Source organism: Pseudogemmobacter sp. TB195 (assembly GCF_058313095.1).
In genome coordinates this window covers 67,287-83,907 of the sequence record NZ_JBZEGG010000017.1, presented here as the reverse complement: position 1 = coordinate 83,907, position 16,621 = coordinate 67,287, and the positions used below count along the sequence as shown (strand labels likewise).

The window sequence follows — 16,621 nt, the reverse complement described above, 5'->3', positions numbered from 1 at the left end:
AAATAACTCAAGCCACCATTGCGCCGGGCCGCAGAATTTGCGGCCGCAGCACATAAAGCCCGCAATGGCAGCTCTTCGCGAAGGCAATCCATGTCCGCTCCCGACCCAATTCCCTCCGCATCGCCCGATGCGCCGGCCTCTGGCTGGCAGACCATCCTGCGGGTTGCGCCGCATCTGTGGCCGAAAGACCAGCTCTGGGTCCGTCGCCGGGTGATGATCGCGCTGGCCTTCCTGCTGGTGTCCAAAGTGATTTCGGTGATCACACCCTGGTTTTACAAACTGGCGGTGGATGGTCTTGCCGGAGAGGGCGCAGCGGATCCGGCGCGGATCATGGCGCTTGGCGCGGTGGGGCTGGTGGTGGCTTACGGGCTGGCGCGGCTTGGCGCGGTGTTGTTCCAGGAATTGCGCGACGCGGTCTTCGTGCGGGTGGCGCAGGGGGCGCTGAGGCGGCTGGCGCTTGACACCTTCAGCCATATTCACCGGCTGTCGATGCGCTACCATATCTCGCGCCGCACCGGCGGCCTGTCGCGGATCATCGAACGCGGTGTGAAAGGCGTCGAGTTCCTGTTGCGGTTCCTCTTGTTCTCGATCGGGCCGCTGATCCTTGAACTGGTGCTGGTGACGCTGATCTTCGCTTTTGCCTTCGGGGTGAGCTATGCGGTCGTCGTCGCGGTGACGATTGCACTTTATGTCTGGTTCACCTTCGCGGTGACCGAATGGCGGGTGAAGATCCGTCAGGAGATGAATGATCAGGATACCGATGCCAATCAAAAGGCGGTGGACAGCCTGCTGAACTATGAAACCGTCAAATATTTCAACGCGGAAGCTCGCGAAGCCGAGCGCTATGATGGCGCGATGAAGCTGTACGAATCGGCGGCGGTGAAGACCGGGCTCTCGCTCTCGATCCTCAATGTCGGCCAGACGCTCCTGATCACCGCAGGGCTGATCGCGGTGATGGTGATGGCGGCTTTGGGCGTGCAGCAGGGGCAGCTGACGGTTGGCGATTTCGTCATGGTCAATGCCTATATGATCCAGATCACCCTGCCGCTCGGCTTTCTGGGCACGGTTTACCGCGAGATCCGCCAGGCGCTGGTCGATATGGGGGCGATGTTTGGCCTTCTGTCGCAGCCAGCTGAAGTGGTGGACGCCCCCGATGCAAAGCCGATCGCGGTTAACGGCTGCGAGATCACCTTCGACAATGTGTTCTTTTCCTACGATCCCTCGCGCGAGATCCTGAAAGGCGTGAGCCTGCGGGTGGCCCCGGGTGAGACCCTCGCGCTGGTCGGGCATTCTGGCTCGGGCAAGTCGACGATAGCGCGGCTCCTGTTCCGGTTTTATGACGTGACCGGAGGGGCGATCCGGATCGACGGCCAGGATATCCGCGATGTGACGCAGAGCTCGCTCCATGAGGTGATTGGCGTCGTGCCGCAGGATACGGTGCTCTTCAATGACACGATCCGCTACAATATCGGCTATGGGCGTGCCAATGCGAGCGAGGCTGATATCATCGCAGCGGCGCGGGCGGCAAAGATCCATGACTTCATCGAAAGCCTGCCCGACGGCTATGACACCACCGTCGGCGAGCGCGGGCTGAAGCTCTCGGGCGGTGAAAAGCAAAGGGTAGGCATTGCGCGTACCATCCTGAAGAACCCGCCGATCCTGATCCTGGACGAGGCCACTTCGGCGCTTGACACCCAGACCGAACGCTCGATCCAGGAGAGCCTGCATGAGATGGGCGAGGGCCGTTCGGTGATCACCATCGCACACCGGCTCTCGACCATTGCGGATGCGGATTGCATCCTGGTGATGGAGGCGGGCCGTGTGATCGAACAGGGCCGCCATGAGGCGCTTCTGGCCAAAGGTGGCCGCTATGCCGCGATGTGGGCGCAGCAGCGCGCCGAAGAAGAGGACGCGGCGGCGTGACCTTTCTCCGGGCTTTGCAGCCCGGATGCCTCCGGCGGGGATATTTAAGAGACAGATGAATAATACTGCCCCTTTTCATCTGTCTCTAAATATCCCGGGGGTGAGCGGCGAAGCCGCGAGGGGGCAGGGCCCCCTTTCCTGCCCGGTCAGGATTACCGCATCCGGATGAGGGGATTTTCCCTTTGACCCCGGCGCGTGGCGGGGTGAGACTGGCGGGAGTTCCGGATCACCCAGATGCTGCGCCGCTTTCTCTTTGTTCTCCTTCTGATATTCGGCCTCGCCGCGCCGGCTCTGGCCGAACGGCGTGTGGCGCTGGTGCTGGCCGCGCAGGATTATCGCCATCTGCGCCCGCTCTCGAACCCGGTGAATGATGCCCGTGCGATTGAGGATATGCTCAAGGGGCTCGGGTTTGAGGTCTGGACCGAGACGGACCGCGATCTGAGGCGGATGCGCCGGGCGCTGGAGGATTTTCGCGCGGATGGTGCGGGCGCCGATCTTGCGCTGGTCTTTTATGCCGGGCATGGCGTGGCGATAGACGGGGTGAATTACCTGCTGCCGGTCGATGCCGAGGCGAAAAGCGCGGCCGGGCTCGCGGCCACATCCCTGCCATTGTCCGAGGTGCAGGAGACGCTCGCGGCGATCTCGCCCAATGCAGTCTTTCTGCTCGATGCCTGTCGCGACGATCCTTTTGCCGGCAATGGCGCCTCGGATCCGGACGGGCGCGGCGCGGTGGCTCTGGCGGATGACAGCGGTAACGCGCCAAAGACCGTGCCGGGACTTGGTCGCATCGGGCGGGCCGATGGGGCGCTGATCGCTTTCGCGGCCGCACCGGGCGAGACCGCCGCTGATGGCAATGGCAAGAATTCGCCTTTCACCGAGGCGCTTTTGCGTCATTTCGGCCGCGAAGGCACCGAGCTGCGGCTTTCTCTGACCCTCGTGCAGCAAGATGTCTATGACCGCTCGCGCGGGCGCCAGATGCCCTATATCGAAAGCGGCCTGCCGCGCCTTGTCTATCTCTCGGGCGAGGGAGACCTTCCGGAACGCGAGCTTCTTCTGGTCGCGATGGAGAAATACACCCCCGACCTGCGCGGCGAGGTCGAGGCGGTGGCGGCGCAAAATGACATGCCGCTGGCGCCGCTTTACCGTGCGGTGGTGACGGGGGATCTGGAAAAGCTTTCAGCCGGGGAGCGGCGGATCAAGCTGGAAGAGGCCGCCCGGTCTTATACCGCCTTTGAATCCGATTTGCTCCGGCTGGCCTCGGATGATCCGCGGGTCTCGGAGCTCAGGGCAAAGGCCGAGGAGCAATTCGCGCTTGGGGCCTCGGAGGCTGGCCGTGTGCTGATGGCCGAAGCGGCGGCGATTGATGCGAAATCGGAAAGCTCGATCCGCGACAATCTCGTGGCACGCACCCTGTCGCAGGCGGCGACCCATGTGCTGAATGCCAATGCGGCGCGGGCCAGCCTGCGCTATGATCTGGCGATCGGCGATCTCACCCATGCGACCGAGCTTTACAACCGGGTCCGCGCCGATCTGCCCGACCGTGATGCGAAAGAGGCCTATGCGCTGGCCCTCAGCGATCTGGCCTGGCTCTATCTGGTTGCGGGCAACAGCTCGTCCGCGCTGAGCATCACGCTCAGCCAGGTGGACTATCTCGACAGCCTGACCCGCGCCGAGCCGGATGATATCGGCTGGCGCCGCCAGCTGATGTGGGCGCTGAAAGGATCGGGCGAGATCAAGGCGCAGCAGGGCTTCCTTGCCGAGGCCGATGCCGACTATGCCCGTGCCGATGACCTGACCGCCGCGCTGATAGCCGCCTGGCCCGAGGACCAGGATCTGCGTCGCGAGCGCGAGGTGATCCTGAACAGCCGTGGCTCGATCCGGCTGACATTGTCGGATTTCCAGGGCGCGCTTGCCGCGCATCAGGCGGCGCTGGAGATTGCGCTGGCGCTTTATGACCTGTCGCCGGACAGCGTGACCCATGCGCGCGATGTCTCGTTCACGCAGGAAAAGCTCGGCGATGTCTGGTCGGCGCTTGGCGATTATGAACGCGCCCGCGCGGCCTATGACATCGCGCTCGGGATCAGCCAGGACCTCGTCAACAAACATCCCGGCATCGCGGGCTACCAGCTTGATCTGGCGGTTGGTTATGAGCGGCTGGGCGAGATGCTGATGGGCGAGCAGCAATATGATTCGGCTCTGGCCGTGCTGATGGAGGCGCAAAAGATCCGCGACGAACAGCAGGCGAAGGATCCGGGCAATGTCGTGCATAAGCGCGACAGCGCCGTCACCCTGTCGCGGATCGGTGATGTGCTGCTGGCGATGGGCGATACCGGCTCTGCGCTGATGAACTGGCAGCATGCGCTCGGGCTCCGGCGTGAGCTGGTCGATCTTGACCCGCAAAACGCGATCTGGCTGCGCGATCTGTCGATTTCCTATGAGCGGATCGGCGGCCTCTATCTCGGCGAGGGCGCGCTTGACGAGGCGCTCGAGGCGGCGAATGAGGCGCTGATCCTGCGGCAGGCGGTGGTGGATATCGACCCGCAAAACCTGCCGCCGCAACGCGATCTGACGATCTCGCTGGAGCGGCTGGCACGGATTTATGGCGAGCTGGGCGATACGACCACCGCGCGCGAGTTTTACACCCGCTCGCTCGAGATCCGTCGCTGGCTGGCCGCGACCGCACCCACGGTGCAGCTTTACCAGCTGGATGTCGCCTTTACCCTCGTCTCGATGGGCGAGGCGCTCTGGCGCAGTAATGAGCCGGCGGCGGCGCTGCCGCTGCTGGATGAAAGCCGCGAGATCCGCGAGGCGGTGCGGGCGGCGGCGCCCGCAGACCGGCCCGAGGATGTCGCGCTTTTGCGCGATCTGAGCATTGGCCTGAACATCCAGGTCCAGGTTCTGCTGGCTTTGCAGGACATTCCCCGCGCAATCGGTCTTGCCCGCCAGTCGGTTGAGCGGATGGACCGGGTGGCGGTGCTGCGCCCGAATGATCCCAGTTTGCTTCTGGACCGGATGTTCGCCGCCAACCGGCTGGCAGGCGCGCTGGAAGCCTCGGGGGATCTCACGGCGGCGCTTGCGGCGTATCGCGAGGCTGCGGGCTTTGCTTTCGCGGCGTCCTCGGCAGATCCCTGGAATGTGATGGCCGCCCAGGATTACGCCACGGCGCTGGAAAATGCGGGCCGGGTGCTGATGGCGCAGGAGAATTTCACCGCCGCAAAACAGGATTACGAGGCGGCGGTGGCGCTGCGGAAATGGATCGCGGGGCAAAAGCCGGCCTCTCTTGTCGATCAGCGTGCGCTGGCCTATGCGCTGCGCTTTTTGTCAGACGCGAACTACTTCCTCGCGGAGCTCGAAGCCGGGCGCGGCAATGAGGAAGAGGCGCTGGCGATCCTGCGCTGGCTTGCCGGGGTCGAACCGGAAAACCCTTATAATGTGACCGATCTGGCGCAGAGCCTGTATCGCGCGAGTTTCTACTACCGCGATGGGTCGGTCTATCTCACCGAGTCGGTGGCGCTTTTGAACGGGCTCGAAACCGCGGGGCGGCTGCCGGAGGGGCCGTTCCGCGACTGGATCAAGATCTATGGCGAGAGGCTTGCGGCCTTGCGGGCAGGGTCGGGGGCGGATGCCGCGCCGGTGCCCTGACCCGGGAGGGGAAGGCGCGGGCGGCAGAGGCCGGCCCCTGGCACAGGTCATGGGGGCGGATAGGGGCCTAAAGGGGCGCGCGGGACTTGGCAAGATTGCCGGAATCCCTGTAAGACGTGGCGGAACAAGGACTGATGGCAGGAAGGCCTGGGGCAAGTGAGCGACACCAACAGTTTCATTGACGAAGTCACCGATGAACTTCGCCGCGAAAAGCTGACACGGGCTTTCCGCCGCTGGGGCTGGGTCGGCGGCGTCCTGATCCTGGTGATCGTGGCCGGTTCGGGCTGGCAGCAATGGTCACAGGCCCGGGATGCGGCGCGGGCCGAGCTTTTTGGTGATGCGCTTCTCGAGGCACTGGATACCGGCTCGCCCGAAGCGCGGCGCGAGGCGCTGGCGGCGATTCCCGCGACCGGCTCCCAGGCGGTGATCCGCGATATGATCGAAGCCTCAGATCCGCAGGAAGACAGGCTGGCCACGCTGGCGGCGCTCGACAAGGTGATCGCCGATCAGACCCTTGACCCGGCCTGGCGTGATCTTGCGATTCTGCGGCGGGTGATTGTCGCAGGCGCGGATCAGCCCGCAGCCGAGCGTCGTGCGGCGCTTGAGGCCATTGCGGTGCCTGGCCGGCCCTACCGGTTGCTGGCGTCCGAACAGCTGGCCTGGCTGCTGATCGAAGAGGGCAATGCCACGGCGGCGATTGCGGCGCTGAACAGCCTCTCGACCGATCAGGAGGCCAGCGCGGCCTTGCGCGGCAGGGCAGAGCAGATCGTCACCGTGCTGGGTGGCAAGCCGGCCGAAGTGGTGAGCGATGTAGTACCGTCTGACGCTGCGGCAGCGTCCGGCGCAGCGCCATCGGGCAACGATTAAACGGCACAGACCACGTGCTGCGGGAGAGGCCAGAGCGCCGCCTGCAGAACAGAGAAACTGGAATGATGAGGCAGGGCGTGAGCATGAAACGGCGGATCGGCTGGCTGATGGGCGCGGTGGCGGGGCTGGCACTCCTTGGTGCCTGCGGAGAACGTGAACTGATCCTCTCCGGTGAGCGGGTCGATGTGCGCGATGTGCTGGCCGGCTCTTCGTCGCGCGATGCGGGCCCCGTGGCGCGTTCCGCCCCGATCAGCCTGCCCGCACAGCAAAACAATGCCGACTGGGCGCAGCGCGGCGGCAATGTCCGCCATGACGCCCCGCATGCGGCGCTGCGGGCCACGCCGCAACTGGCATTCGCGACCTCGATCGGTGAGGGCTCTTCGCGCCGTCACCGCATTGCAGCCGCGCCGGTTGTCGCGGGGGGGCGGGTGTTCACCATCGACGCGGCCATGGTCGCCTCGGCAGTTTCCACCAGTGGCGCGCTGTTGTGGCAGGCCGATCTGACGCCCGCAACCGACCGCGGTGGCCGTGTGTCTGGCGGCGGTCTCGCGGCAGATGGCGGACGGCTTTATGCCTCGACCGCTTATGGCGAGGTGATCGCCATGGATGCGGCCACGGGCCAGATGCTCTGGCGGCAGCGGGTGGACAGCCCGATCCAGGGCGCACCTGCGGTGGCGGATGGCGTGGTCTATGTTGCAGGGCGTGACGGTTCGGCCTGGGCGATCAATGCCGCTGACGGCAAGGTGCAATGGCAGGTGATCGGCACGCCGGGCGCTGCGGGCTATATGGGCTCGGCCGCGCCAACGGTTGCGGATCGCGCGGTGATCTTCCCGTCGGGCGCGGGTGACCTGCTGGCGGTGATGAAGATCGGCGGCGGCTCGAAAATCTGGCAGAAGTCCATTGCGGGGCGCCGCCCTGGCATCGCCTATGGCGAGGCTCAGGACGTGACCGGTGACGCGGCACTTGTGGGCGGCACGCTTTACACCGGCACCGCAGCCGGTCGCACGGTTGCGATGGATGTCAGCTCGGGCGAGCGGATCTGGGAGGCCGAAGAAGGCGCGCTCGGGCCCCTGGCGATGGGCGGCGGTTCGGTCTTTATCGTCTCAGACGAGGCGCGGCTGGCGCGGCTTGACGCCGCGACCGGGGACGTGATCTGGGCGGTGGCATTGCCCTATTTCACCGCCGAGAAAGTGAAAAAGCACAAGGCGATCACCGCCCATTACGGTCCGGTTCTGGCCGGTGGCCGGATCTGGGTGGCCTCGTCGGATGGCGTGTTGCGCGGCTTCTCGCCGGTCGATGGCGCGCTTGTCGCGACTGTCGAGATCCCCGGCGGTGCGGCCACACAGCCGGCGGTCGCGGGCGGCACGCTGTACGTGGTCTCGAACAGCGGTCAACTTCTGGCTTTCCGCTGAGGCGATTGCCGTGTAACAGGGCGAGCTTCAGGAGAACCGTGTCATGAGCTTCACCCTCGCCATTGTTGGCCGCCCGAATGTGGGCAAATCCACGCTGTTCAACCGGCTGGTGGGCCGCAAGCTTGCGCTGGTCGACGACCAGCCGGGCGTCACGCGCGATCTGCGCGAGGGCGATGCAAAGCTGTTTGATCTGCGCTTTACCGTGATCGATACGGCGGGGCTTGAGGAGGTCACCGATGACAGCCTTCAGGGCCGGATGCGCCGCCTGACCGAACGCGCGGTCGAGATGGCCGATGTCTGCCTTTTCGTGATTGACGGACGGGCAGGGGTCACGGCGACCGATGAAACCTTTGCCGAGATTCTCCGGAAGAAAAATGCCCGCGTGATCCTTGGCGTCAACAAGGCCGAGGGCAAGGCCGGCGATTCCGGCGCGCTGGAGGCCTATTCGCTGGGCCTTGGCGAGCCGGTCCGCATGTCCGCCGAACATGGCGAGGGCATGGATGATCTCTATCACATCCTGCGCCCCTTTGAGGCCGAATTCGCGGAACGCGAGGCCGAGATCACGCCGCAGACCGATCTCGACCTGCCCGAAGACAGCGAGTTCGACAGCGATGATGAGGGCGCCGATGAGAGCTGGCGCCCCTCGGCGGCGAAACCGCTGCAGATCGCGGTGATCGGGCGCCCGAATGCGGGCAAGTCGACGCTGGTGAACAAGATCCTTGGCGAGGACCGGATGCTGACCGGCCCCGAGGCCGGGATCACCCGCGATGCGATCTCGATCAAGACCGACTGGCTGGGCACGCCGATCCGGATCTGGGACACGGCCGGCATGCGCAAAAAGGCGCGGGTGGTCGAAAAGCTTGAAAAGCTCTCCGTCTCGGACGGATTGCGCGCGGTGCGGTTCGCCGAGGTCGTGGTGGTGCTCCTCGACAATGAGATCCCGTTTGAAACCCAGGACCTGCGGATTGCCGACTTTGCCGAGACTGAGGGCAGGGCGGTCGTGGTGGCGATCAATAAATGGGATCTGGAGACGGAGCGCCAGGACAAGCTGGCCGAGCTGAAAGAGATGTTCGAGCGGCTGCTGCCGCAGCTGCGCGGCGCGCCTTTGGTGACGATTTCCGGCAAGACCGGGCGCGGCATGGACCGTCTTCATGACGCGATCCTGCGCGCCCATGCGGTCTGGAACCGCAGGGTGGCGACGGCGCGGCTGAACTCCTGGCTCTCGGCCATGACCGAAGCGCATCCGCCGCCCGCGCCGGGCGGGCATCGGATCAAGATGCGCTATATCACCCAGGCCAAGACACGGCCGCCGGGCTTCGTGATCAAATGCTCGCGGCAGGATGAGGTGCCGGAAAGCTACAAACGCTATCTGATCAACGGGTTGCGGGATCACTTTGAGATGCCCGGCACGCCAATCCGCCTCTTCCTGCGCGGCCAGGGTGATCAGAACCCGTTCCGGGAGAAGAAATTCCACACGCCGTCGCGGCTGCGGAAACACCAGGGCAAACAGGTGAAGAAGTAAAAGAGGGGGGACAGCCCCCTCGCGGCAACGCCGCTCAGCTCCGGTTCTGATATTTGCCCGATGGTGGGGGCAGCCGGCGGGCGATAAGCCCTGGAAATCTCTGAAACGGGATCTGCGATCGCAGCTTGCCTTGTTGCAGCTTTCTGCGCCAGCTGATGCCCAGATTGTCGTGACAGGCAGTTAATGCGGCAGGTGCAGACATTTGCTGAAATTGACCCTGGCAGCTTTGTACTCCAGATGCGCCTCGCAAATGTCTCGTGACCCGATGGCGTTCCTGTCGCGGTCCCGGTGAGAGCCCTCTGGAGATTGTGGTGCACGGAGCCCGGGATATGCAGAAGGCAGTCTCGGGGGCTTGATCTGTCAGCTTTTGAGGTAAGCTGAGTCACTGCGAGCTGGAGGCAAGGTTCAGGGCCAGGAAGAGAAAGCGCCAGTCAGCGGAGAGATGATCGCGGGACGCGTTTGCTCCTTCTTCACATATCTCTCCCGCCTGCGGATCCGAAATGCCCTCCTGGCCGCGAAAAGGGCGCCCGGTATCGGTGCGTGTATCAGCAGGCATGGGACGCAAATTGGTGGCGGGAGACTATGTGACAAATCTCTGTGACACCCCTGACAGGTATATCGCCGCATCCGGTTGATTTCAGAAAAAAACGGAGGCTGGCCACTTCAGAGTATCAAGCCGCCGGCAAGGGGGGGGGCGGCCGGCCCCCCGGTTCTTTCTCAGGCCAGCGCCCCATCCGCCCCGATGCGGGTTTTGCCACCGAGATAGCGGTGCAGCACCTGCGGCAGTTCGACAGACCCATCTGCCTGCTGACCATTTTCCAGAACCGCGATCAGGCAGCGCCCAACGGCAAGGCCGGATCCGTTCAGCGTCGCGATGAAATCGGGCTTGCCTCCTTCGGAAGGGCGGAAGCGTGCATTCATGCGCCGCGCCTGGAACTGACCACAGGTGGAGACCGAAGAGATCTCGCGATAGCGGTTCTGCCCCGGCAGCCAGACTTCGATATCATGGGTTTTCTGCGCGCCAAAGCCCATATCCCCGGTGCATAGCACGACGGTGCGATAGGGCAGGCCCAGCTTTTGCAAAATCGCCTCAGCCTGTGCCGTCATACGCTCATGTTCCGCCAGCGCGGTTTCCGGCGTGCAAAGCGTCACCATCTCGACCTTTTCGAACTGGTGCTGGCGCAACATGCCAGTGGTGTCCTTGCCGGCCGAGCCGGCTTCCGAACGGAAGCATTGTGTATGGGCGGTCATGCGGCTCGGCAACGCGGCCTCGTCGATAATCTCGCCGGCGGCCGAGTTGGTGAGCGTGACCTCCGAGGTCGGAATCAGCCACCAGCCATTGGTGGTCTCATAGCTGTCTTCGGAGAATTTCGGCAGCTGGTTGGTGCCGAACATCGCGTCCGATTTCACCAGAACCGGGGTCCACATTTCAGTCAGCCCATGGTCGTCAACATGCGTGTCGATCATGAACTGCGCCAGCGCCCGGTGCAGGCGGATGACTGCGCCTTTCAGCACCACAAAGCGCGCGCCGGAGAGCTTGGCGGCGGTGGCGAAATCCATGCCCGGTTTCACGCCGGCGATCTCGAAATGTTCGACCGGAGTGAAATCGAAGGTTTTCGGCGTGCCCCAGCGACGGATCTCGACATTGTCAGTCTCGTCGGCGCCGTCGGGCACTTCGGCGAGCGGCAGGTTCGGGATCGTGGCCAACCGGTCGCGCAGCGCTTTGTCTTCGGCCTCCGCTTCCGAGGTCAGGAGGGCAATCTCGGCCTTTTTCTCGGCCACCAAAGCGCGCAGCCGTTCGAATTCGGCATCATCGCCACGCGCTTTCGCCGCGCCTACCTCTTTCGAGGCCCGGTTCTGGTCTGCCTGAGCGGTCTCAGCCGCGAGGATCTTCGCGCGGCGGGCCTCATCCAGCGCCAGCAATGCAGGCGAAAGAGCGGCCAACCCGCGACGGGAGAGCGCCGCATCAAAAGCGGCAGGGTTTTCGCGGATCATGCGGATATCATGCATGGAACTGGCCTCGCTGGCTTGCAGGAATTGCGGTGCTGTTTATGGCAGATGCCTGCGGGCGGGGAAAGAGGGCGACGAGCGCGCCCCTGGCTGCGGGCGGATGCCTCCGGCGGGGATATTTAGAGACAGATGAAATCCGCGCTGGTTATTCATCTGTCCATAAATATCCCGGGGGGTGAGCGGCTTTGCCGCGAGGGGGCGAGCAGCCCCCTTCTGCTGCCAGACAGGGCTGCCATCACGCCTGTGCCTGTCATGGTGCGGTTCCTCTGGCGCAAGCGGCAAAAACCGCTTACATGGGCCGGTGATCGGGGAGGCGGGGCGCGCGCCGGATGGTGCGACCTGCCTTCTCACTGCCAACCGACAGATGCCGGAGACATAGCCACAATGTTCGTGACCCCCGCTTTCGCCCAGGCCGCCGCGCCCGGAGCAGGTTCCGCCCTCGCTTCCTTTGTTCCGCTGATCCTTATCTTCGGCATCATGTATTTCCTGATGATCCGCCCGCAGCAAAAGAAGATGAAAGAGCATCGCGCCATGGTCGAAGCGCTGCGCCGGGGCGACCAGGTGGTCACCCAGGGCGGGATCGTTGGCAAGGTGGTCAAAGTGCAGGAAGACGGCATGGTCGAGGTCGAGATCGCTGAAGGCGTCAAGGTCAAAGTGGTCCGTCAGACCATCACCCAGGTGCTGAACCGCACCGAAGCCGCGGCGTCCTGAGACCCCGCGTAACCCCGGGCTTTCCCCGGGGCCGCACCTGATGCCGGTCCGCCTCCCGGTCCGGTATATGATATGTGATTTCTGAGGCTGACATGACGCCGACCGAGACCTGGAAAAGAGTTCTGATCCTGCTGGTATGTGCCTGGGGGATCATCGCTGCGCTGCCCAATGCGTTTTACGACCGTGTGGAGCGGCATAATGATGCGGCTGCCGATATCGCGAAGGCCGATGGTGTGGCCACAGTGGAAGAGGCGGCGGATCTGGCGCTCTGGCCGAACTGGGCCCCTTCGGCGCTGATGCCGCTGGGGCTTGATCTCAGGGGCGGCGCGCATCTTCTGGCGCAGGTCCAGGTCGAGGATGTCTACAAGGCGCGGATCGACGGGCTCTGGCCCGAAGCGCGCGATGCGCTGCGCGATGTGCGCGATGATGTCGGGGCAGTACGCCGCGCGCCCTCGCCGGAAGACACGCTGCGCATTACCATCTCGCGCCCCGAGAACATGGCCAAAGCCATGGCCGCGCTGCAAAAGCTCGCCTCGCCGGTGATGACGCTGACCGGCTCGCAGGCCTCGGATATCACCATCACCTCGCAGGGCGCGGATATCGTGATCCAGTTGACCGCGAGCGAAAAGACCGCGACCGATGACCGCACGATGCAGCAAAGCCTCGAAATCATCCGCAACCGCGTCGACCAGGCCGGGACCCGCGAGCCGACCATTCTGCGCCAGGGCTCTGACCGGATCCTGATCCAGGTGCCGGGCATCGGCTCGGCCGCCGAGCTGAAATCGCTGATCGGAACCACCGCGAAACTGACCTTCAACGCCGTGGTTGGCAGCACCTCGGATGCCGGTGCCAATCCGGGGCCGCGCAATATGCTCTTGCCGTCGAAAGACCAGCCCGGCCTTTACTATATCGTCGAGGAAACGCCGGTCGTCTCGGGCGAGAACCTTGTCGACAGCCGCCCGGCCCAGGATGAGATGCAGCGCCCGGCGGTGAGCTTTCGCTTTGACACGGCAGGCGGGCGCCGCTTTGGCGATTACACCGCCAATAATATCGGCAAACCCTTTGCCATCGTGCTCGACAATCAGGTGATTTCGGCGCCGACGATCCAGTCCCATATCTCGGGTGGGGCAGGGATCATCACCGGCCGTTTCTCGGTCGAGGAAACCACGGAACTTGCGGTTCTTCTGCGCGCCGGTGCCCTGCCGGCCAAGATGGATTTTCTGGAAGAACGCACCATCGGGCCGGAGCTTGGCGCCGATTCCATCGAGGCCGGCAAGACGGCCGCGATCATCGGCCTGGCGGCGGTGCTGATCTATGTGGTTGCCTCTTACGGGCTGTTCGGCTGGTTCGCCAATGTGGCGCTGGTGCTGAACGTGATCATTCTTGTGGCGCTTTTGTCGGCGATCGGGGCGACACTGACATTGCCCGGGATCGCGGGCATCGTGTTGACCATGGGCATGGCCATTGACCAGAACGTGCTGATCTTCGAGAGGATCCGCGACGAGTTGCGCGACGGTGCCAACCCGCAGCGCGCCTGTCAGGTCGGGTTTGAACGCGCCTTCTCGGCCATTATGGATGCAAACGTGACCGCATTGATGACCGGTTTCATCATGTTCTGGATCGGCTCGGGCCCGGTCAGGGGCTTTGCGGTGACCTTCACCCTGGGCGTGATCACTTCGATGTTCACCGCGGTCTATGTGACGCGGCTGGTGGTCGAGCTTTACATCAACAACAAACGCCCGAAAACGCTCGTGGTTTAAGGGGAGGATACGGTTATGGCATGGCGTCTTAAACTCGTCCCCGCAAAGACGAATTTCGACTTCTTCAAACATCAGTGGTTCACCTTCTCGCTTTCGATCGGGATGATTGTCGCCTCGCTTGTCTGTGTGGCGGTGATGGGGCTGAATTTCGGGGTCGATTTCAAAGGGGGCACCACCATCCGCACCGAATCGACCGCAGCGGTCGAAGTGGCGGAATATCGCGAAGCGCTGGCCGCGCTTCAGCTGGGGGATGTCTCGATATCGGAAGTGAAGGACCCGTCCTTCCGCGATGATCAGCATGTCGCGCAGATCCGTATCGGCGCGCGTGAAGGCGAAGAGGCGGTGACGCCCGAGGTGATCCAGGAGATCGAAGAGGCCCTGAAGGCCGTCGATCCGGCGATCACTTTCCCTTCGGTGGAATCGGTCGGGCCGAAAGTCTCGGGCGAGCTGATCTGGAAAGCGGTTGCCGCGATCCTTGCGGGCTCGGCCGCGATCCTTGTCTATATCTGGATGCGGTTCGAATGGCAGATGGCGGTCGGGCTGGTGGCGGCGCTGTTGCATGACGTGATCGTGACGGTGGGGATCTTCTCGCTGTTCCAGATCCGGTTCGACCTTTCCATCGTGGCGGCGTTGCTGACGATCCTTGGCTATTCGGTCAATGATACCGTGGTGATCTTTGACCGGCTGCGCGAGAATCTTGCGAAATACAAGGCGATGCCGCTGCGTGAGATGATGAACCTCACCACCAATGAGACGCTGTCCCGGACCGTGATGACGGCGACCTCGACGCTGCTGGTGCTGATCGTGTTGCTGATCTGGGGCGGCGATGTGATCCGGGGCTTTGTCTTCGCGATGACGCTGGGTGTGGTTCTCGGAACCTGGTCGACGCTCTATATGGCAAAGAATATCGTGCTTTATCTGGGTGTTGATCGTGGTGACAAACCGAAAGCCCCGAAGAAATCGAGCGAATTCGCCGATGTCGATGCGTAAGTCAGCATTGCGGATGGGTCGGGCATGCGCCTGACCGAAATCAGCTATGCCGAGGCCCGGCCGATTGACGGCTATGGGCCCGGCTTTTTCCGGGTGAATGATCATGTGCTGCGCGGGCCGTCGCTGATCACGCCCTGGGATGCCGGCCCATGGGGCGGGCTTGAGGATCTGGCGAGCCTGCTGGACCTGACCGGGCGGATTGATGTGCTGCTTCTGGGCATGGGCGCCGAGATCGCCTGGCCGCCGCGCGCCCTGCGCGAGACGCTGGAAGCCGCCGGGATCGGCGTCGAGCCGATGTCTTCGCCTGCCGCCTGCCGCACCTATAACCTTCTGCTCTCCGAAGGCCGCAGAATTTCGGCAGCGCTTCTGCCCCTCGGCTGAGGCAGCCCGGAATTTTGGAAAATTCCGGCCCAATTCCTTCACAGGAATTGGCGCGGCGCACGAAACGGGCTAGGGCAGTGCGATGGAACTCAGGGTCGAAAATCTCGCGGTCGCCCGTGGCGGTCTGGTGGTGCTGGAGGGGATCAGTTTCACCCTGCGCCCTGGCCATGCCCTTGCGCTGCGCGGCCCCAATGGCATCGGCAAGACCACTTTGCTGCGTACCATCGCCGGGCTGCAACCCTCTGTTTCCGGCGCGATCAGTGCCGCCACGGATGACCTCGCCTATGCCAGCCATGCCGACGGGCTGAAATCCGCGCTGACGGTGGACGCGAATATCTCCTTCTGGGCTTCGGTCTTTGGCACGGGTCAGCCGGCAGCAGGAGCCGCGCTGGAGCAGCTTCAGCTGACCGCCTTGCGCCACCGCGCCGCCGGGCAACTGTCCGCCGGGCAGAAACGCCGCCTCGGCCTCGCGCGGCTTCTGGTCACCGGCCGGCCGGTCTGGCTGCTGGATGAGCCGACCGTCTCGCTTGATCGGGCTGCCGTTCTGCTTTTCGCAGCTGTCCTGCGCGCCCATCTCAAAGAGGGCGGCGCGGCGCTGATCGCCACTCATATCGATCTCGGACTTGATGAGGCGGGGGTGCTGGATCTCACCCCCTTCCGGCCAAAGCACCAGCGCGCCGTCGCGGGTGGCTTCGACGACGCGTTCGGCGAGACCATCGGAGTAACAGGATGATCGCGCTCCTGGCCCGCGACCTCTCGCTTGCCTTCCGCGCCGGGGGGGGCTTTGGCCTTGGTCTCGCCTTCTTCCTGCTTGTTGTGGTGCTGCTGCCTTTGGGTGTCGGGCCGGACAGCGCCATTCTTGCCACGATCGCGCCCGGCGTCCTTTGGGTGGGGGCGCTTCTCGCCTCGCTCCTCAGCCTCGACCGTATTTTCGCGCTGGATCATGAGGATGGCAGCCTTGACCTTCTGGCCACGGCGCCCTTGCCGCTTGAAGGGGTTGTGGCGATCAAGGCGCTGGCGCATTGGCTGGTCACGGGGCTTGCGCTGACGCTGGCCTCGCCGCTGCTCGCGGTTTTGCTGAACCTGCCTGCCGCAGGATACCCCTGGCTGCTGCTCTCGCTGGCGGTCGGCACACCGGCGCTTTCGGTGATCGGGGCCTTTGGGGCCAGTCTGACCATCGGCCTCAGGCGCGGCGGGCTTTTGCTCTCTCTGCTCGTGCTGCCGCTTTACGTCCCTACGCTGGTCTTCGGGGCCGAGGTCGTGCGGCGCGGCGCGACCGGTCTGGCGCTGGCGACACCGCTTGCGCTCCTTGCCGCAATCACGGCCGGCTCGCTGGCGCTGCTGCCCTTCGCCGCAGCCGCCGCAATTCGGGTTAACTTGCGCTAAATCAGTCTATAACAGAG

At 64.1% G+C, this 16,621-nt stretch carries 12 protein-coding genes; 11 read left to right on the top strand and 1 reads right to left on the bottom strand.

All coding sequences use genetic code 11. The features are described 5' to 3' along the window. Positions 1-90: 90 nt before the first annotated feature. From AC4FS3_RS17605 to der, 5 genes are all read left to right on the top strand, one after another. Positions 91-1,923: an ABCB family ABC transporter ATP-binding protein/permease gene (locus AC4FS3_RS17605; RefSeq protein ID WP_491021617.1), complete on the top strand. Its 1,833-nt coding sequence runs from the start codon at positions 91-93 to the stop codon at positions 1,921-1,923. A gap of 234 nt (positions 1,924-2,157) precedes the next feature. After that, entirely contained in the window at positions 2,158-5,565 is a 3,408-nt protein-coding gene (locus AC4FS3_RS17600; RefSeq protein ID WP_491021616.1) for a caspase family protein, read from the top strand. A gap of 156 nt (positions 5,566-5,721) precedes the next feature. Further along, positions 5,722-6,432 (top strand): hypothetical protein, encoded by a 711-nt coding sequence (locus tag AC4FS3_RS17595; protein WP_491021615.1) that lies wholly within the window; start codon positions 5,722-5,724, stop codon positions 6,430-6,432. Between the two features lie 83 nt (positions 6,433-6,515). Continuing rightward, positions 6,516-7,844, top strand: coding sequence for an outer membrane protein assembly factor BamB family protein (locus AC4FS3_RS17590; RefSeq protein WP_491021641.1), 1,329 nt, complete (start codon positions 6,516-6,518; stop codon positions 7,842-7,844). 43 nt (positions 7,845-7,887) lie between these two features. After that, positions 7,888-9,366, top strand: a complete 1,479-nt coding sequence (der, locus tag AC4FS3_RS17585) for a ribosome biogenesis GTPase Der (RefSeq protein WP_491021614.1) — start codon at positions 7,888-7,890, stop codon at positions 9,364-9,366. 717 nt (positions 9,367-10,083) lie between these two features. On the opposite strand, the gene serS is transcribed toward der, so the two are convergent. Next, positions 10,084-11,376, bottom strand: coding sequence for a serine--tRNA ligase (gene serS / locus AC4FS3_RS17580; protein WP_491021613.1), 1,293 nt, complete (start codon positions 11,374-11,376; stop codon positions 10,084-10,086). Positions 11,377-11,760: 384 nt separating this feature from the next. On the opposite strand from serS, the gene yajC reads away from it, so the two are divergent. From yajC to ccmB, 6 genes are all read left to right on the top strand, one after another. Further along, positions 11,761-12,087: a preprotein translocase subunit YajC gene (yajC, locus tag AC4FS3_RS17575; RefSeq protein ID WP_092896554.1), complete on the top strand. Its 327-nt coding sequence runs from the start codon at positions 11,761-11,763 to the stop codon at positions 12,085-12,087. Positions 12,088-12,179: 92 nt separating this feature from the next. Then, complete coding sequence (gene secD / locus AC4FS3_RS17570; protein ID WP_283177535.1) at positions 12,180-13,847, top strand: protein translocase subunit SecD; 1,668 nt, start codon at positions 12,180-12,182, stop codon at positions 13,845-13,847. 15 nt (positions 13,848-13,862) lie between these two features. Beyond that, positions 13,863-14,837 (top strand): protein translocase subunit SecF, encoded by a 975-nt coding sequence (secF, locus tag AC4FS3_RS17565; RefSeq protein WP_491021612.1) that lies wholly within the window; start codon positions 13,863-13,865, stop codon positions 14,835-14,837. A gap of 24 nt (positions 14,838-14,861) precedes the next feature. Beyond that, positions 14,862-15,218: an Mth938-like domain-containing protein gene (locus tag AC4FS3_RS17560; protein ID WP_198836465.1), complete on the top strand. Its 357-nt coding sequence runs from the start codon at positions 14,862-14,864 to the stop codon at positions 15,216-15,218. 82 nt (positions 15,219-15,300) lie between these two features. Further along, on the top strand, positions 15,301-15,951 hold the full coding sequence (gene ccmA / locus AC4FS3_RS17555; RefSeq protein WP_491021611.1) for a heme ABC exporter ATP-binding protein CcmA: 651 nt from the start codon (positions 15,301-15,303) through the stop codon (positions 15,949-15,951). After that, complete coding sequence (ccmB, locus tag AC4FS3_RS17550) at positions 15,948-16,604, top strand: heme exporter protein CcmB (RefSeq protein ID WP_491021610.1); 657 nt, start codon at positions 15,948-15,950, stop codon at positions 16,602-16,604. The genes ccmA and ccmB overlap by 4 nt, the downstream gene beginning before the upstream one ends. Positions 16,605-16,621: the final 17 nt, after the last annotated feature.